The organism is Nesterenkonia sp. K-15-9-6, assembly GCF_052656005.1.
In genome coordinates, this window is the sequence record NZ_JBQYEY010000005.1 from 16,445 (window position 1) to 33,730 (window position 17,286).

At 71.0% G+C, this 17,286-nt stretch carries 22 protein-coding genes; 11 read left to right on the top strand and 11 right to left on the bottom strand.

Translation table 11 applies throughout. The features are described from left to right. Window positions 1-91: 91 nt before the first annotated feature. The 7 genes from SD455_RS04495 (at window position 92) to SD455_RS04525 (ending at window position 5,171) form a co-directional block, all read left to right on the top strand. A complete protein-coding gene (locus SD455_RS04495) occupies window positions 92-367 on the top strand; it encodes a hypothetical protein (RefSeq protein WP_070159021.1) in 276 nt (91 codons plus the stop codon). Between the two features lie 4 nt (window positions 368-371). Next, complete coding sequence (locus tag SD455_RS04500; RefSeq protein WP_445507374.1) at window positions 372-827, top strand: FAS1-like dehydratase domain-containing protein; 456 nt, start codon at window positions 372-374, stop codon at window positions 825-827. Further along, window positions 824-1,282, top strand: coding sequence for a MaoC family dehydratase (locus SD455_RS04505; protein WP_445507375.1), 459 nt, complete (start codon window positions 824-826; stop codon window positions 1,280-1,282). The genes SD455_RS04500 and SD455_RS04505 overlap by 4 nt, the downstream gene beginning before the upstream one ends. 126 nt (window positions 1,283-1,408) lie before the next feature. Further along, entirely contained in the window at window positions 1,409-2,431 is a 1,023-nt protein-coding gene (locus SD455_RS04510; protein ID WP_445507376.1) for an ABC transporter substrate-binding protein, read from the top strand. A 5-nt stretch (window positions 2,432-2,436) separates the two neighbouring features. Continuing rightward, window positions 2,437-3,225: an amino acid ABC transporter permease gene (locus SD455_RS04515; RefSeq protein ID WP_070159018.1), complete on the top strand. Its 789-nt coding sequence runs from the start codon at window positions 2,437-2,439 to the stop codon at window positions 3,223-3,225. A 15-nt stretch (window positions 3,226-3,240) separates the two neighbouring features. Continuing rightward, window positions 3,241-4,041 (top strand): amino acid ABC transporter ATP-binding protein, encoded by an 801-nt coding sequence (locus SD455_RS04520; RefSeq protein WP_070159017.1) that lies wholly within the window; start codon window positions 3,241-3,243, stop codon window positions 4,039-4,041. Next, window positions 4,041-5,171 carry a UDP-N-acetylmuramate dehydrogenase gene (locus SD455_RS04525; protein WP_445507377.1) on the top strand — a complete coding sequence of 377 codons (1,131 nt, stop codon included), beginning with the start codon at window positions 4,041-4,043 and terminating at the stop codon, window positions 5,169-5,171. The genes SD455_RS04520 and SD455_RS04525 overlap by 1 nt, the downstream gene beginning before the upstream one ends. 179 nt (window positions 5,172-5,350) lie before the next feature. On the opposite strand, the gene asd is transcribed toward SD455_RS04525, so the two are convergent. The 9 genes from asd to SD455_RS04570 all read right to left on the bottom strand — a co-directional run bounded on the left by asd (window position 5,351) and on the right by SD455_RS04570 (window position 12,104). Further along, on the bottom strand, window positions 5,351-6,556 hold the full coding sequence (asd, locus tag SD455_RS04530; RefSeq protein WP_083277333.1) for an aspartate-semialdehyde dehydrogenase: 1,206 nt from the start codon (window positions 6,554-6,556) through the stop codon (window positions 5,351-5,353). 95 nt (window positions 6,557-6,651) lie between these two features. Continuing rightward, window positions 6,652-6,933, bottom strand: a complete 282-nt coding sequence (locus SD455_RS04535; protein ID WP_139827724.1) for a hypothetical protein — start codon at window positions 6,931-6,933, stop codon at window positions 6,652-6,654. A 68-nt stretch (window positions 6,934-7,001) separates the two neighbouring features. Further along, a complete protein-coding gene (locus SD455_RS04540; protein ID WP_311024534.1) occupies window positions 7,002-7,595 on the bottom strand; it encodes a dihydrofolate reductase in 594 nt (197 codons plus the stop codon). Further along, a complete protein-coding gene (locus SD455_RS04545; RefSeq protein WP_170922649.1) occupies window positions 7,592-8,413 on the bottom strand; it encodes a thymidylate synthase in 822 nt (273 codons plus the stop codon). Before SD455_RS04545 ends, SD455_RS04540 begins: the two co-directional genes overlap by 4 nt. A gap of 56 nt (window positions 8,414-8,469) precedes the next feature. Continuing rightward, on the bottom strand, window positions 8,470-8,805 hold the full coding sequence (locus tag SD455_RS04550; RefSeq protein ID WP_070159014.1) for a GNAT family N-acetyltransferase: 336 nt from the start codon (window positions 8,803-8,805) through the stop codon (window positions 8,470-8,472). A gap of 32 nt (window positions 8,806-8,837) precedes the next feature. After that, window positions 8,838-9,932, bottom strand: coding sequence for an NUDIX hydrolase (locus SD455_RS04555; protein ID WP_083277335.1), 1,095 nt, complete (start codon window positions 9,930-9,932; stop codon window positions 8,838-8,840). 37 nt (window positions 9,933-9,969) lie between these two features. After that, window positions 9,970-10,986: a mycothiol synthase gene (mshD, locus tag SD455_RS04560; protein ID WP_445507378.1), complete on the bottom strand. Its 1,017-nt coding sequence runs from the start codon at window positions 10,984-10,986 to the stop codon at window positions 9,970-9,972. 53 nt (window positions 10,987-11,039) lie between these two features. Next, window positions 11,040-11,369, bottom strand: a complete 330-nt coding sequence (locus SD455_RS04565; RefSeq protein ID WP_445507379.1) for a putative quinol monooxygenase — start codon at window positions 11,367-11,369, stop codon at window positions 11,040-11,042. A gap of 48 nt (window positions 11,370-11,417) precedes the next feature. Beyond that, complete coding sequence (locus SD455_RS04570; protein ID WP_070159011.1) at window positions 11,418-12,104, bottom strand: response regulator transcription factor; 687 nt, start codon at window positions 12,102-12,104, stop codon at window positions 11,418-11,420. Window positions 12,105-12,290: 186 nt separating this feature from the next. On the opposite strand from SD455_RS04570, the gene SD455_RS04575 reads away from it, so the two are divergent. The 4 genes from SD455_RS04575 (at window position 12,291) to ygfZ (ending at window position 15,255) form a co-directional block, all read left to right on the top strand. Next, the gene (locus tag SD455_RS04575; RefSeq protein ID WP_445507380.1) at window positions 12,291-13,136 is read left to right on the top strand and encodes a hypothetical protein; all 846 of its coding nucleotides are present in this window, start codon (window positions 12,291-12,293) and stop codon (window positions 13,134-13,136) included. A gap of 121 nt (window positions 13,137-13,257) precedes the next feature. Beyond that, window positions 13,258-13,392: a hypothetical protein gene (locus tag SD455_RS04580; protein ID WP_281366338.1), complete on the top strand. Its 135-nt coding sequence runs from the start codon at window positions 13,258-13,260 to the stop codon at window positions 13,390-13,392. 12 nt (window positions 13,393-13,404) lie between these two features. Then, a complete protein-coding gene (locus tag SD455_RS04585) occupies window positions 13,405-14,019 on the top strand; it encodes a nitrobindin family protein (protein WP_070159009.1) in 615 nt (204 codons plus the stop codon). A 24-nt stretch (window positions 14,020-14,043) separates the two neighbouring features. Continuing rightward, entirely contained in the window at window positions 14,044-15,255 is a 1,212-nt protein-coding gene (ygfZ, locus tag SD455_RS04590) for a CAF17-like 4Fe-4S cluster assembly/insertion protein YgfZ (RefSeq protein WP_445507381.1), read from the top strand. 57 nt (window positions 15,256-15,312) lie between these two features. Here ygfZ and SD455_RS04595 read toward each other — a convergent pair whose 3' ends face one another. Together SD455_RS04595 and SD455_RS04600 are read right to left on the bottom strand one after the other, a co-directional pair. Further along, entirely contained in the window at window positions 15,313-16,083 is a 771-nt protein-coding gene (locus SD455_RS04595; protein ID WP_445507382.1) for a GNAT family N-acetyltransferase, read from the bottom strand. A 103-nt stretch (window positions 16,084-16,186) separates the two neighbouring features. Beyond that, a complete protein-coding gene (locus tag SD455_RS04600) occupies window positions 16,187-17,218 on the bottom strand; it encodes a 6-phosphofructokinase (RefSeq protein WP_070159006.1) in 1,032 nt (343 codons plus the stop codon). Window positions 17,219-17,286: the final 68 nt, after the last annotated feature.

Here is a 17,286-nt window from a genome sequence, read left to right on the forward strand (position 1 = left end):
CTAGCCGGAGGTCCTCACATCCGGCTCACCTCGCCGGCATGTGCGCGAGGAGCTGCCCGGCAGAGCCTCCGTCCCCGGTAGGATTGCCCCGATGACCACACCGCCTCTGGACCCGTGGACCAACGGGACGCCCGCCTACCGACGCACGCTGCTGCTGGGGATGGTCTCCACCTTCCTCGGCGTGGTGTGCGTGGTGCTGGCGGCCGTCGCCGTCGGGCCGGATCTCGAGCCGACCCTGCGCGGGCTCGGGCTCGGGCTCATCGGCCTGGGCATCATCAGCCACCTGATCGCCATCCTGCTGCGCAAGCGGCAGGCCAAGCAGATCATCCAGGCCCGGGCGGACCAGTCGAAGAAGAGAGGGCGCTGACGCGTTGAGCATCACCACCGAGGCGGAGGGCCGGGTCTACCCGGCGGCCGCGCCGTATCAGGTCAGCCGGGAGGCGATCCGTGAGTTCGCCGTCGCGGTCAAGGCCGAGCACCCCGCCCACCATGACGTCGACGCCGCCGCGGCCCTGGGTCACCGTGACCTGGTCGCCCCGCCGACCTTCGCCGTCGTCGTCGCCCAGCGTGCGGAGGCCGCCGTGGTGGCCGACGATGAGGTCGGCATCGACTTCTCCCGCGTGGTGCACGCCGACGAGCGCTTCACCCACCACAGCCCCATCCTGGCCGGCGACACGCTGCACGCCCAGGCAACCCTGGACCGGATCCGGGTCATGGGTGCCGGGGCGATGGTCACCACCAAGGTCGAGATCACCACCGCCGAGGGCGAGGAGCGCAGCACCGTGACCTCCTCCCTGCTGGTGCGTGCCGAGGAGGAGGACGCATGAGCACGCCTGACACCACCACCCCGGACATCACCACGCTGGAGAAGGGTCAGGAGATCGGCAGCCGGGAGGTCCGCCTCTCCCGTGCGGACCTGCTCCGCTACGCGGCCGCCTCCGGCGACCACAACCCCATCCACTGGAACGAGCGCTTCGCCCGGGAGGTCGGCCTCGACGGTGTCATCGCCCACGGCATGCTCACCATGGGCCTGGCCGTGGACCTGGTCACCGACTGGGTGGGCGACCCCGGCCGGGTGGTCGACTACCAGGCCCGCTTCACCAAGCCGGTCCCGGTCCCGGACGCCGAGGCCGGACCCCCGGACACACCCACCGCCACGCTGCTGATCAGCGGGAAGGTCGGAGCGGTCGACGTCGGGGCCGCCACGGCGCGCGTCGATCTGACGGTGAGCCTGGAGGGCGCCAAGGTCCTGGCGAAGTCCCAGGTCAGCGTCCGGCTCTGAGGATCACGCCTGATCACGGGCCCGAGGATCCCGTCCGCGGGCCGGTCAGCACCGTATAATCGCCACACGGATTCGCCGCGCCCGCACCGGCGCGGCCCACGAGCACCAGCGAACAGGGGACCTCTCATGCCCAGCACCACGGAGATCGAGACCGCGGAGGGCGCCGTCGCGCCCGTCGCACGCCCTGCCGCCCCGCGGCGCACCCACGTGGCCAGAGGGCTCGGCGTGACGGCGATCGCCGCCCTGGCCCTGACCGCCTGCGGCGGCGAGGATGAGGGAGAGGGCGACGTCGAGGCCGAGCCGCAGGTGGAGACCGAGCTCGACCTCGAGGTCGGTGAGGTGGAGCTGATCTCCGAGGGCACCTTGACCGTCTGCTCAGACGTGCCCTACCCGCCGTTCGAGTACTACGACGCCGACGGCGCGGTCGTCGGCTTCGACATCGACATCGCCGAGGGCATCGCGGAGGTGCTCGACGTCGAGCTCGAGGTGGTGCAGACCAGCTTCGAGGGCATCCAGTCCGGTGTGGCGCTCAACGCGGCGTCCTGCGACCTGGCCATCTCTGGGATGACGATCACCGAGCAGCGCGCCGGCAACATGCTCTTCTCCGAGCCGTATCTGGACGACAACCTGGGTCTGCTGGCCGCCTCCGACGCCGGCATCGGCTCCCTGGAGGACATCGACGACTCCATCACGGTGGGCGTGCAGGCGGACACCACCGGAGAGACCTACGCGGAAGGGGAGGGGTACCAGATCCGCTCCTACCCCGATTCCGGGCTGCTCATTCAGGGGCTGGAGTCCGGCCAGGTGGAGGCCGCCATCGGCAACATCTCCATCCTCGGCTACCAGGCCGGCGAGCACGAGGGCTCCGAGTTCGTCGAGGAGATCGACACCGGCGAGCAGCTGGGCATCGCCGCCCAGTCGGACAACCAGGACCTCATCGACGCGGTGGACGAGATCCTCGCGGAGATGGAGTCCAGCGGCTTCATGGCCGAGGCCGAGGACCTGTGGTTCGGCGGCGGCGAGACTCCCGAGGAGGGTGACGTCGACGAGGAGGACGCCGAGGAGGCTGACGACGCTGACGACGAGATCGATGACGCGGACGACGCTGACGACGCCGATGACGCTGACGCCGACGAGGACGACGACTGACCCGCATGGCACTGACGACCCGTGACCGAGCACGGCTGAGCCTCGGGATCCAGGCCGGCCTCTTCGTCGCGGTGCTGATCGCTCTCCTGTTCATCATGGACTGGAGTGCGATCCACCGCAGCTTCTTCGACATCGAGCGCATCGGCCCGATGTTCCCCGACATCATCACCGTCGGGCTGGTCAACACCCTGCAGTACACGGCGGTCGGCTTCGTGCTCGGCCTGCTGGGCGGCACGGTGCTGGCCCTGATGAAGCTCTCCAGCTTCCCGGTCTACCGGTGGCTGGCGACCGCCTATATCGAGTTCTTCCGCGGGATCCCTGCGATCCTGGTGTTCCTGGCCCTGGGCTTCGGCGTCTCGATCGCCTTCGGCTGGAACCTGACCTCCCTGCAGATCGCCGGCTCGGCGCTCGGCCTGGTCGCCAGCGCCTACATCGCCGAGACCCTGCGCGCCGGTCTGCAGGCGGTGCCGAAGGGCCAGGTGGAGGCCGCACGGGCCCTGGGCATGCCGGCCTGGCGGGCGATGGTCTCCATCCAGATCCCGCAGGCCTTCCGCATCGTGCTGCCGCCGCTGACGAATGAGGCGATCCTGCTCACCAAGGACTCTTCGCTGATCTTCGTGGTCGGGCTGACCGCGGGCGCGGCCGAGCTGACCAAGTTCGGACGCGACGGCATCAACATCTACCAGGCGGGTCTGACCCCGCTGGTGGCCGCCGGCGCCTGCTATCTGATCATCACTGTGCCGCTGTCCATCCTGGCGCGCCGCATGGAGCACCGCTCGCCGAGGAAGAAATAGGGAGGCCCGATCCGCATGACCGAGCCTGAACTGGCCGAACATTCCTCTGCGGAGGACGGCCCCGCCGGGGTGACCATCACGGGCCTTCACAAGGCCTACGGAGACAACGAGGTGCTCAAGGGCATCGACATGTCGGTGCGCCCCGGGGAGGTGGTCTGCCTCATCGGGGCCTCCGGGTCCGGGAAGTCCACGCTGCTGCGCTGCGTGAACCGGCTGGAGGACCCCAACGCGGGGACCATCACGGTGGGCTCCTTCGAGGCCACCGATCCCGACGTCGACCTGGACGCCATGCGCCGACACATCGGCATGGTCTTCCAGCAGTTCAACCTCTTCCCGCACCTGTCGGTGCTGGAGAACTGCACGATCACCCCGCGCCGGGTGCTCAAACAGCCGAAGGAGGACGCCGAGGCGGAGGCCATGACCCAGCTGCGCCGGGTCGGGCTCGAGGAGCTCGCCCAGCGCCGTCCGGACCAGCTCTCCGGAGGCCAGCAGCAGCGGGTGGCGATCGCCCGCGCGCTGACCATGCGCCCGGCGCTGATGCTCTTCGACGAGCCGACCTCCGCCCTGGACCCGGAGACGGTCGGGGATGTGCTGGCGATCATGCGGCAGCTCGCCGAGGCCGGGATGACCATGATCGTGGTGACCCATGAGATGGCCTTCGCCCGGGAGGTCGCTGACCGGGTCGTGTTCATGGACCAGGGACGTGTGGTCGAGGAGGGCCCCGCCGCCGAGGTCATCGGCGACCCGCAGCAGCCCCGCACCCAGGACTTCCTGCGCCGAGTGCTGAACCCGACCGACGTGGACATCCGGGACTGATGCGGCAGACCGTCATGCGCCGGTTCAGCGACCACACCACCGCCCGAGTGGGCGGCACCGCAGGGGAGTGGGTCGTCGCCGGCACCGAGTTCGAGGCCCTGCAGACGCTCTCCCGCCATCCGCTGCCGTCCGAGGAGGACCGCGCCGCCGGCGGGGACACCCTGCTGGTGCTCGGCGGCGGCTCCAACCTGCTGGTGGCCGACGACGGCTTCGCCGGCACTGTGCTGCAGCTGGCCTTCACCGGCATCACCGCGGCACCGGTGGACGACGACGGCGGCGACGTGCTGGTCACCGTCGCGGCCGGACATGAATGGGACGACGTCGTCGCCTGGACCGTGCAGCGCCGGTATGCGGGCCTGGAGGCCCTCTCCGGGATCCCCGGGGCCGCCGGGGCGACCCCGGTGCAGAACGTGGGCGCCTATGGGGCCGAGGTGTCCCAGACGCTGGTGGACGTCCGCGCCTGGGACCGGCTGCTGGGCGAGGTCGTGACGCTGAGCAACGAGGAGCTGGACTTCGGGTACCGGGACTCGGTGCTCAAGCGCACCACGCTGCACGGTTCGCCGCGTTACGTGGTGCTCTCGGTGCGGTTCCGTCTGACGCACCGAGGTGAGGCCACGCGGTCGTCGCCGGTCCGCTATGCGGAGCTGGCGCGCTCCCTGGGCCTGGACGTCAACGCGGCGGAGGATCAGCGGCGTGCGCCGCTGGCCGACGTGCGCACCACGGTGCTGGCCCTGCGGGCCGGCAAGGGCATGGTCCTGGACCCCGAGGACCACGACACCTGGTCCACCGGTTCGTTCTTCACCAACCCGATCGTGGGGGAGGATGTGCTGGCCACCCTGCCCGAGGGGGCGCCGCGCTTCCCTGCCCTGCCGGATGTGGACGGATCCCCGCGGGTGAAGCTCTCCGCGGCCTGGCTCATCGACCGCGCCGGCTGCCAGAAGGGCTTCGGGGCGGAGCTGGTGGAGGGCCGTGCGTCACTGTCCACCAAGCACACGCTGGCCGTCACCAACCGTGGTGAGGCCTCCACAGCGGACCTGCTGGCGGTGGCCGGAGCGGTCCGCGACCGGGTCCGGGAGACCTTCGGCATCGAACTGCACCCCGAGCCGGTGCTCATCGGCTGCGAGCTCTGAGCAGCGCTTCGAGGAGAGTTCTGAGCAGGGCTCCTGGCTGCGGCTCTCGGAGCGCGGTCGTCACTGCCCGACCACACGACGACGGCGCCCTGCTTCGCTGAGGAGGCAGGGCGCCGTCGTCGTGTGGTGGCGCGGGGTGCCGGAGAAAGCGCCGAGGCGTCAGCGGGAGTGGGGCGTCCTCAGAGCTTGCCGACCGCGATCAGCAGCATGCGGCGCAGCGGCTCGGCCGCACCCCAGAGGAGCTGGTCGCCCACGGTGAAGGCGGAGATGTACTCCGGGCCCATCTCCAGCTTGCGGATGCGGCCCACCGGGATGGTCAGCTCGCCGGTGGCGGCCACCGGGGTGAGCTGCTCCATGGTGGCCTCCTTCTCGTTGGGGACCACCTTCGCCCAGTCGGAGCCGGCGGCGATGATCGACTCGATCTCAGAGACCTCGAGGTCCTCGCGCAGCTTCAGGGTCAGTGCCTGGGAGTGGGAGCGCAGGGCGCCCACCCGCACGCACAGGGAGTCGAACGGGATCCTCTCCCCGCGGCGCTCCACCCCGGGGGCCAGTGAGTCGCCGCGGCCCAGGATCTTGTTGGTCTCCACCCCGGCCTTCCACTCCTCCTTGGCGACGCCGTTGCCGAGGTCCGCGTCGATCCAGGGGATGAGCGAGCCGGCCAGCGGCACTCCGAACTGGGAGGCGTCCAGGCCGCCGCGCTGGGACTCGAGGACCTTGCGGTCGATCTCCAGGATCGCGGAGGCCGGATCGGCGAGCTCCTCGCCCACGGCGCTGTGCAGGTCGCCGAACTGGGTCAGCAGCTCGCGCATGTGCTTGGCGCCGCCGCCGGAGGCCGCCTGGTAGGTCATCGCCGTGCCCCACTCGACCAGGCCCTCGGAAAACAGTCCGCCCAAGCCCATCAGCATGCAGGAGACGGTGCAGTTGCCGCCGATGAACTCCTTCACGCCGGCGGCCAGGCCGGCGTCGATGACGTCCCGGTTGATGGGGTCGAGGGTGATGATGGAGTCCTCGGCCATGCGCAGCGTCGAGGCGGCGTCGATCCAGATGCCGTCCCATCCGGCCGCGCGCAGCTTCGGGTGGACGGCCTTCGTGAAGTCGCCGCCCTGCGCGGTGACGATGATCGGCAGCTTCGCCAAGGTGTCCAGGTCATAGGCGTCCTGGAGCGTGTCCTCGGCCGGCTGCACGCCGTCGAAGCTCGGGGCGGGCCCGCCGGCGTTGGAGGTGGAGAAGAACACCGGGGAGATGTGGTCGAAGTCCCCCTCGTCGAGCATGCGCTGGATGAGCACGGAGCCGACCATGCCGCGCCAGCCGACGATGCCGACGGACGGGGTCGCGCCGGTGGCGTCGGAGAGGGCCGAGACTGCGGGGGATGTCGTAGAAGCCATGCCTACCAGGGTAACGAACTCGGTCCGTGAGACCGAGTGGTGAGCATCACGTCCGGCTCATGCGGCGTCATCATCCGGGCCGACCCCGGCTCGAGTCAGAGGCCGCGGCGCCAGCTCCAGATCAGCCAGGCGGCGACGACGGCGGGCACCACCACGAACAGGAACCCGCCCAGCAGCATGCCGATCAGGTAGACCCCGAGGGGGTCGCCTGCGGCGAATCCTGAGGAGGTGTCGCCGATGTACTGCGCCGCGGCGCCGATCACCACACCGACGGCGACGAGCAGCAGAAGGACGCCGAGCAGCAGCTTCCACAGCTTGCGGTGGGGCGCGTCGGCGCTCCAGTCCTCCGCCTCGCCCAGCCCTGGCATCGTGCTCATGACACGACGGTAGGCCGCCGGTGGGTCAGTGTCACGGTTCCCCGGCCGCCGGTCCGGCGCCGGAAGGCTCAGTCGCTGTCGGGATCCTCTTCGCCGTCGTGGCGGCAGAGAGTCTCGAAGCGGTAGCGCTGCCCGTCGGCGGCGGTGTGCCAGCCCTCTGCGGGGTCTGCGGCGCAGAGCTCCCAGCGCGACGGCGGCAGCTGCGGGGCGTAGGTGTCGCCGTCGACGTCGAGGTCGATGACCGTCACCACCGCGCCGTCGGCGAGGTCCTGCTCCACGGTCTCCGCGTAGATGCGCCCTCCACCGAGGATCCAGACCTTCGCAGGCGGCTGCCCGTCGGCACCCGGCGAGCAGGCCAGATCGAGGGCGGCGTCCAGGGAGGACGCCGTCTCGGCGCCGGCGGCGGTGATCGTCGCGGCCCGGTCGGCGTCACCGGTGATGACGATGTTGCGCCGTCCCGGCAGGGGACGGACGGACTCCGGCAGCGACTCCCAGGTACGACGCCCCATCACCACCGGGCGGCCGCGCGTCTGGGCGCGGAAGTGCGCGAAGTCCTCCGGAAGGTGCCACGGCATGTCGCCGTCGCGGCCGATCACGCCGTCGCGGGTCTGCGCCCAGATCATCCCGACCCAGGGGCGGGCGGCGGACTCGGGCGTCGTCATACGGCCACCGGTGCGGAGATGGTGGGGTGGTGCTGGTAGTCGAGGACCTCGAAGTCCTCATACTCGTAGGCGAAGATCGACTCCGGAGTGCGGCCGATCCGCAGGCGCGGATACGGGTAGGGGGCCCGGGAGAGCTGCTCGGTGACCTGCTCCACGTGGTTGTCGTAGATGTGGCAGTCCCCACCGGTCCAGATGAACTCTCCAGGCTCCAGGCCGGTCTGCTGGGCGACCATCAGGGTCAGCAGGGCATAGGAGGCGATGTTGAACGGCACACCTAGGAACAGGTCCGCGCTGCGCTGGTACAGCTGGCAGGACAGCCGACCCTCGGCCACATGGAACTGGAACATCACATGGCAGGGCGGAAGGGCCATCTTCTCCACCTCGGCCGGATTCCAGGCAGTGACCACGTGGCGGCGCGAGTCCGGATTCGTGCGCAGCGAGTCGACCACCTGCGCGATCTGATCGATGGAGCCGCCGTCGGGAGTGGGCCAGCTGCGCCACTGCACGCCGTAGACCGGGCCCAGCTCGCCGTCCTCGTCGGCCCACTCGTTCCAGATCCGCACACCGCGCTCCTGGAGCCAGCGCACGTTGGAGTCTCCGCGCAGGAACCACAGCAGCTCCAGCGCGACCGACTTGAAGTGCACACGCTTGGTGGTGATCAGGGGGAACGAGTCATGCAGGTCGAAGCGCAGCTGCCGGCCGAAGACGCTGCGCGTTCCGGTGCCGGTGCGGTCCGACTTGGGCGTGCCCTCGGCCAGCACCTCGGCCAGCAGGTCCTCATACGGGGTGGGGATCGCGTCGCTCACGGTGCCCAGCATACCGGCCGACGCCGGAGGCGCGCCGGGTGCGGACGGGCCGACGTCGACCGTCCCGCTCAGCTCACCGGCGCCTGGTGCTTCCGGTACTCCGGATAGCGGTGCAGGTACTGATCGATGTAGCTGCACTCGGAGAGGAACGCCCACCCTTCGGCGACGAGCTCGTCCAGCAGCAGCGTGACCAGGCAGCGGGCATAGCCGCGACGGCCGAACTGCGGATCGATGATCGTGTGCTGCAGGCGCTTCACCTGCCGGCCGCCGATGGTCTCCTCGGTGTAGCCGATGAACCCGATGAAGGTCTCGACGCCGTCCAGGGTGTCCCACAGCTCGGCACGGCCGCGGTCCTCATCCCGACGAAGCACCGCAGTGGGGTGGACGTTCTTCTCAACGCTCATACGGTGAGACTACCGTCACGTTCGACCGGCTGTCAGTCCTCGAACGGCTCGTAGACCTCCACGGAGACGATCTCGCCGCTGCGGTCCACCGCCTGCTGGGCGACCAGCACCGCGCCTGGCTTCAGGAAGGGGTCGGCCTCCGGCATGGCCTGGAGCAGGCGCTCGTCGTGGATCCAGCTGCGGACCTCCCCGAGCACGATCGGCAGCACCGGACGGTGGGTGCACAGCACCGTGGGCTGCAGGACCTCCAGGCACTTGCGGGTGCGGTGGAGGGTCTTGCGCGGATCCTCTTCGGCACGCTTCTCCGTGAGGGACTTGCGGTGCTTGAGCTTGTGACGGTGGCGCTTCACATAGGGCGCCACGGTCTCCACGCAGCGACGCCACGGGGAGGTCTCGATCAGCCGCGGCCGCCAGGCGGTCAGCAGCCGCTCCACGGCCTTGGCCTGGCGCTTCCCGGTGGCCGCCAGGGGGCGTTCGCCCTCGGCGCGGGACCAGCTGGCCCGGGGCTTGGCCTTGGCGTGGCGCAGCACCACGAACGGGCTGGTGTGCAGTCGCAGGTCCGCATGCAGCCGCTCGAGCTCGTCCAGCGGCTCACGGTCCGTGACATTGGTGAGCATCTCGCGGGCGGTGTCCACCGAGACCCACCGGACCTCGTCGGTCTCGGAGCCGTCCGGCGTCGGGGTGCCCTCCATGATCCGGGCCGCCCAGTACCAGACCTCCTTGGGCTTGGCGCGCCCGTTCTTCCTCACGTCGTAGCGGGTGATCGGCAGCGGCACGCCCAGGCGGACTTTGAGCCCGATCTCCTCGGCGACCTCCCGCACGGCACATTCGGGCAGAGTCTCGCCGGGGTCGAGCTTCCCCTTGGGGAAGGACCAGTCGTCATAGCGGGGCCGGTGGATGAGCAGGACCTCCAGCTCCCCGCGGTGCAGGCGCCAGCAGAGGGCTCCGGCGGCGAGGATCTGGGCGTCGGTGCCGTCGTCGGCGTGGGCCGGCGTCCGGCGGCGGGGGACTCGGCGCAAGGGACCTCCTGCGGCGGCGGGCGTCTCGTCGGAGTCGGTGAGGCTGGCAGGGACGTCACCGGAGGTGGTGCCGGTGCTCTCGGCGCGGGCGCTCGGCCGGGGGTTCATCGGATGGATGCTCGCTGTCTCACGCAGTCGGGATGGGTCAGGCGGGCTCCGCACCGGGCTCGGTCACCGGGGCGTACATGGTGTCCACGTCCCAGCGGGTGAACCCGAGCTTGCGGTAGAGCTCCACGGCGGCGGTGTTGTCCGCGTCCACGTAGAGCATGATCGCGCCCAGCCCCTGCGAGCGCAGATGCTCGATGCCGGCCAGCGTCAGAGAGTACCCGAGTCCGCGGCCCTGCGCATCCGGGACGACGCCGACCACGTAGACCTCGCCCAGCGGTTCGGCTCCGCCGTCCTCGCCGGGGTGGACCTTGGTCCAGTGGAAGCCCAGCAGCTGACCGTCCTCCTCGGCGAGCAGGAAGCCGGACGGATCGAACCAGTCCTCGGCCATGCGGGCATCGAGGTCCGCCCGGGTGAGACGGCCCTGCTCGGGGTGGGTGGCGAAGGCGGCGGCGTTGGCCCGCAGCCAGTCCTCCTCGTCACGGCCGGGCTCGAAGGCCCGGATGGTGACGCTCTCCGGCAGGCGGGGGGAGGGGACCTCGTCCAGCGAGGTCAGGCGCATCCGCCACAGTTCGCGGACCGGGGCCCAGCCGTAGCGGGTGGCCAGACGGGCGGCGGCGTCGTGCTCACCGTGGGCCCAAGCCCGCTGGACGCGTCCGGGCTGCGGAGCGAGGACGTCGTCGGCCAGGGCTGCGGTGAGCTGCCCGCCGATGCGGTGCTGGCGGCAGTTGGGGCGGACCACCAGCTCGAGGACGTCCGGGGCGTCTTCGGCACCGAGGACGACGACGCCGGCGCCGGTGAGCAGATGCTGATGATCGGTGCGGTGCTCGTCCGGGGCGGCCCAGGCGTAGGCGATGCGCAGCGGGGCCTGGGGGTCGCCGGAGTCGGCGGCCTGGTGCAGCTCCACCAGGGTCTGCTCCGAGAACGGCGGATTGGCGTCCGCCTCCTCTGCGGCGCGGGCCAGTTCGACCAGGGCGTCCACCTGGTCTGCGGTGGGGGCGCCTCCGCACAGTTCGACGGTCGTCTCAGGGGCGGTCTGGGTCTCCTGGGGCCTCATGTCTCCACTGTATCCGAGGACGGGCGCCGTATCGGAGGACGGGTGCCGGGGTCTCAGCCGAGGAGGGCGCCCTTGGCAGACTGGCCGATCGGCCGAGGGGTCAGCCGAGTGACCTCCACCGGGCGGGCGAGGGACCCCTCCAGGTCCCGGTTCAGCTCCGCCACGGGCTCGCCGGCTCCGTGGGCGTCGAGCGCCTCCGCGGAGTCCCAGTGCTCGATCATCAGCAGCGTGCCGTCCGGGGCGTCCTGGATGCAGTACAGGTTGCAGCCGGGCTCCTCGTGGACGCGGGGGATCGCCTTCTCGAGGGCGGCGATGACCTCGTCGCGCCGACCTTCGGCAGGGTGGAAGGAGGCGGTGACGACGACGGGCTGGGCAGTGCTCATGGGGGAGATCCTCCTGGACGTGGGCGGACGGGGACTGGTGGTCGGTGGTCAGGCGTCGGCGTCGTCGTCGCTGTCCTTGCCGGCGTCGGCGACCACCAGCCGGTAGCCGACGTTGCGCACCGTGCCGATCAGCGACTCGTGGTCCGGGCCGAGCTTGGCGCGCAGGCGACGGATGTGGACGTCCACGGTCCGGGTGCCGCCGAAGTAGTCATAGCCCCAGACGTCGTGGAGCAGCCGGTCGCGGGTGAAGACCTGGCCGGGGTGCAGCGCCAGGTGCTTGAGCAGCTCGAACTCCTTATAGGTGAGGTTCAGGAGTCGCCCGTCGATGGTGGCCATATAGGTGGTCTCGTCGATGGTGATTCCCCCGGCGCGGATCTCTCCGGTGGGGGCCTCCTCCTCGACCTCGACGGCGGCCAGCCGGATCCGGGCGTCGACCTCGCCGGGGTTCGCGTCGGCCAGCACGAAGTCGTCGATCTGCCAGGACTCGTTGAGGGTGGCCAGCCCGGCCTCGGAGACGATGACGATGATCGGGGTCAGCATCGAGGACTTCACCAGCTGGCACAGCGAGCGGGCGTGGGCCAGTTGGCGACGGGCGTCCACCAGGGTGATGTCGGCGTTCGGCGCCCGCACGATGGAGGAGGCTTCGGCGGGGAAGACGCGGACCCGGTGGGTCAGCAGCTCCAGGGAGGGCAGGGCGTCGTCGGGGGCGTCAGAGAGCAGCAGCACCTGAGCCATCCGGGTCCCTCCCTCGCGTGAGTCGTCTCCCAGTGTGACCGCCGGCGCGTCATCGGCGCCGACTATGACGTCGCCGTCTCGTGCGCCTGGGACCGCACGACGACGAGTATATCGGCACCGCTGGTCAGCGGCCCGCGGGCCGCGTCACGGAAGGACCGCGGGCCACCTCTGGCAAGATGGCGTGATGTGAAGTACTTCCCGGTGGCCGCCTCGGCCCTGCTCTCGGCGATCGCCCTGGTGGCGGGTTCCTGGGCGGGCACCGCCGCGCTCACCGCGGTCGTCTGCGCCATCTGCGTGATCCTGGCCCTCGGCTGGCCCCAGCTCATGGGGGTGACGGCGCGGCGCTCGCTGTCGGCGGTCATCCTGCTGGCAGGCGTCGTCGCCGCCCTGGGTGCGGCCATCGTCAACGAGGTGGAGTCCCTGTTCTTCTGGTCCTCGGTGGCGTTGGCCTTCGGGGTCATGGCGGTGTTCGTCATCCAGGTGTTGCGCGGCACCGGCCGGCCCCACCGGTTGGAGTCCACCCTGGGGGCGAGTGCGGGTGTGGTGATCTCCACGACGGCGGCCGGATGGGTGGCCGGCCTGCGCTATCCCGCCGAGCTGGTCGGCCTCGCTGATGGTGAGGACGCCCTCGGCGTGCTGGCGGTGCCCGGGCTGGCGCTGTTCGAGGACTGGGCCCTGCTGGACGTCACCGGCGCGGGGGGAGACCTGTCGGTGGTCGGGCTGGCGGGGATCAGCCTGGCCGTGTCCGTGCTGATGGCCTGCCTGCCGGTGCGAGACGCCGTCGCCCTGCCGCTGGTGCTCCTCGGCGGTTTCGCGGGCTCTCTGGGCACGGCGCTGCTCTGGGGCGAGCTGACCCTCCTGTTCTCCGGGCTGCTGGGTCTGGTCGCGGGGGCGCTCATCGCGGCGATGCGCCGTTTCCTGATCATTCAGGGGGCGCCGGCCGCCACGCTGTCCGCGATGGCGGTGGGGGCGGCGCCGATCGCCGGCATGGGAGCTCTGGTCTACTTCACCGAGCGTCTGCTGTTCGTCTGAAGCCGCCACGGGCTCCACGGGCTCCACGGGCTCCACGGGCTCCACGAGCGTCGGACGGGGCGCAGGTCATCTGCGGTCGGGCGCGGCGCACGGGGCCGGCGTCGGAGGTAGACTCTGCGGCATGGAATTCGCACTGCAGAACGTCTCGCTGCTGGCCCTGGAGATCTTCTTCATCGGGCTGCTGATCCTGGCGACGCTGGTCATCGCCGGCATCTCCTGGACCGTCGTGTCTCGCCTGTACAAGGGGCAGCGCTGACCCTTGGCACCTATGGAGCTGCCCACTGACCTCACCCCTGAGCTGGCTCCCCTGTACTGGCTGCTCGGCAGCTGGGAGGGGCAGGGCCGCCTCGGCTCAGGGGAGGAGTCCGACCCGACCTTCACCCAGCACGTCACATTCCGGGACTCGGGGCTGGAGTTCGTGGAGTACCGTGCCGTGTCCTGGCTCACCGATGAGTCCGGCGCCCGGCTGCGCCCGCTGAGCGTGGAGACCGGCTTCTGGTCCCTGGACCGTCCGCGCGCCGACGCCGACGTCGGCCCCGGGCTGAGCCCTGCCGACGTGGTGCCGGCCTACAAGACGGCCTCCGAGGTGGAGGACCTCGTCAATGACGACGGCTCCTACCCGATCACGGCGACGATCTCCCACCCCGGCAGCCTCACGGAGCTGTACTACGGCCAGATCAAGGGTCCGCAGCTGCAGATCGCGACCGACGCGGTCATGCGCGGCGAGCACGCTGCGGAATACGGCGGGGCCACTCGCATGTTCGGCCTGGTGAACGGCCAGCTGTTCTGGCGCTGGGACACCCGCGGCGTCGACGGCGAGATGGAGCCCCACGCCTCCGCGATCCTGGATCGCCGGGCGACGGCGGCCGAGTCGGCCGACTGATCACCCCGCCGAAGGAGCATCCCCGTGAGCACCGAGAGCACCAGTCCGCTGTTGGCCCGTGAGGGCGCGGTCGCCGCAGGAGGCGTGGACGCCGCCGTCGCCGCCCACTACGGCGACCCGACCGGCGAGCAGCGCGCCCTGGACCAGGGTCGCGCCGTCGTGGACCTCTCCCATCGAGCCGTGGTCACCGTCACCGGGCCGGACCGGCTCTCCTGGCTGACCACGCTGTCCTCCCAGCAGGTGGCGTCGCTGCCTGCCGGGCAGTCCACCGAGCTGCTGCTGCTCGACGTCTCCGGGCGCATCGAGCATGACGCCGCGGTGGTCGACGACGGTGAGACGGCCTGGCTGATCACCGAGGGCGGCCACGGCGCCCAGCTGGCCTCCTGGCTGGAGTCCATGAAGTTCATGCTGCGCGTGGAGATCGCCGACCGCACCGGCGAGGTGGCGGTGCTCGGCTCCACTACGGCGCTGCCGCAGGGCCTCCCCGGGGAGCTGCCGGTGCGCTGGGAGGATCCGTGGCCGCGACTGGGGCCCGGTGCGGCCAGCTACGCCGCCGTCGACGAGGTCGACCACCCGGGCTCCGACTGGTCCTGGCACCTGACCCTGGTGGAGCGCCCCCGGCTGACCGACGTCGTCGACGCGCTGGAGGTCCAGGGCCTGCGCCTGGCCGGCGTGCTCGCCGCCGAGGCGCTGCGCATCGCCTCCTGGCGGCCTCGACTGGCCAGCGAGGTGGATGAGAAGGCCATCCCGCACGAACTCGACCTGATCCGCACCGCAGTGCATCTGGAGAAGGGCTGCTACCGCGGGCAGGAGACGGTCGCACGGGTGCACAATCTGGGGCACCCGCCGCGCCGTCTGGTGTTCCTGCACCTGGACGGCAGCGAGCACACGCTGCCCGCGGCCGGATCCGCCGTCCTGGCGCCGGCCGACGTGGACGCCGCCACCGCGGAGAGCCTGTCCTCCGAGCGGTCCGTGGGCACCGTGACCTCGGTGGCCCGGCACCACGAGATGGGTCCGATCGCTCTGGCGCTGCTCAAGCGCCGGGTGGATCCCGAAGCCCGCCTGGTGGTGCGTGACACGTCGCAGGCCGAGGGCGAGGACGTCGGCGAGGGCGCCGGCGATGCCGCTGCGCCCGTGCAGACCTTCTACGCCGCCGCCCAGGAGCTCATCGTGCGGCCCGACGCCGGCAAGACGGTCGGGCGTCCGCAGGGCGACTTCCTGCGCGGCCCCCGCTGAGACCCACACACCGCGGGCGGCGGCCGGGTCCGGGCAGGACCCAGTCTGCGCGTCGCCTCAGTCCAGCAGGACTGTGGTCTGGGAGCCGGCCTCGCTGAAGCCGAGCCGGATGGCGGCCCGATGTGAGGCCTCCGTGTCCAGGGCGGCGCGCCACTGCGGGACGAGGCCGTCGACGAACGCCTCCTCCACCACCACGGAGGCGATGTAGCGCCCGTGGCCGGACCCGCGGTGGGCCGGGTGGGTGAGCACGCCCAGCTGAGCGATCATCTGCTGCCAGACCTCCCGGCCCGCGGCGGCCAGCACCTGCTCCCGGGAGTCGGCCGCGGCAGAGCCCTCGCTGTGTCCCGGTGCACCGGGAGCGGACGAAGGCCGGTCCTCCACCAGGGCGGCCGCCCAGCCGGCCTCCGCGAGCCCAGAGGCGGCGACGTCGTCGGCCGGGGAGGCGGCCATGAGCCCGGTGACATGCTCCGGCTCGAAGGAGACGGCGACGTCGGCGCGCGGTCTGATCTGCGGAGGCTCCTCGCAGTAGAGCAGGTGGGCGGCACCCAGCGCTCGGGCGCCGGAATGATGTGCGCGCACCAGAGACAGCAGTGTGCGCTCCCGGGCCAGCTCCGCATCGCTGTACCGGCGGGCCTCGCCGATGACCTCGGCGGGTCCGAAGATCACGGTGCGGTCGAACAGCCGGACGAACGTCACCGCCGCGGCGTCCTCGGCCACGGCCTCCACCCGCACCCGGGGGTCGCCGAGGTCGAGGTCGGTGTCCTCGAGGTCCAGGATGCGGCACCAGGCCAGCTTGACGATCTGCCGGGTCTGCTCGGTCAGGGACATGCACGCCACTCTACGCGCCGCCAGGGCCGACACTGATCAGGACCGGTGCTCGCCGGCCGGTGCTCGTCAGCCGGTGCTCGTCAGCCGGTGCTCGCCGGCCGGCTCAGCGGCCGAAGAGGATCTTCGCCTCCTCGTAGCGGGACTGCGGGACCTCCTTGAGTCCGTCGAGGGCGTCGGCGAGGTCCACCTTCACGATCTCGGTGCCCCGCAGCGCGGCCATATGTCCCCAGGCCTCCTCGTGGACGAGGTCCAGGGCCTTCATGCCGAAGCGGGTGGCGAGCACCCGGTCGTAGCCGGTGGGGTTCCCGCCGCGCTGGATGTGTCCCAGCGTGGTGTTGCGGGTCTCGATGCCGGTGGTCTCCTCGATCTGATGGGTGAGCCACTCTCCGATGCCGCCCAGGCGCGGGCGCCCGTCGGCCTCCTGGCCCTTGCCGGCCAAGGCTTCCTCGGCGCCTTCGGGGATGAAGCCCTCGGCGACGACTACCAGCGGCGAGCGTCCCCGCGAGTGGACCTGCTCGACCCATTCGTTGACCTGGTCCAGGCTGACCTTCTGCTCCGGGATGAGGATCGCGTGCGCACCGGCGGCCATGCCCGAATGCAGTGCGATCCAGCCGACGTGGCGACCCATGACCTCGGCCACCATGCAGCGGTGGTGGGACTCGCCGGTGGTGCGCAGTCGGTCCATCGCGTCGGTGGCGATGGAGATCGCGGTGTCGAAGCCGAAGGTGTAGTCGGTGGCCTTCAGGTCGTTGTCGATGGTCTTGGGCACGCCCACCACCGGGAGACCGTCGGCGGCCAGTCGGCGCGCGCCGGCCAGGGTGCCCTCGCCGCCGATCGCGATGACCGCGTCGATGTCATGGCGGCGCATCATCTTCCGGATGTTCTCCGGGCCGCCCTGCGGGTGGTTGTACGGGTGGGTGCGGGAGGTGCCCAGGATCGTGCCGCCGTCGCGCGCCAGGCCCCGGACGTCCTGGCGGCCCAGCTCCATGTAGTCACCCTCGATGAGCCCGCGCCAGCCGCCGCGGAAGCCGACGAACTCGTCGCCGTAGCTCTTGATGCCGTGCAGCACGGCTGACCGGATGACGGCGTTGAGGCCGGGGCAGTCTCCGCCTGAGGTGAGGAGTCCGATGCGCATGGTTCAGCTCATCCCTTTCCTGGTGTGATCAGTGGTGAATGACCTGGCGCCCTCGGCAGGTGGATGTC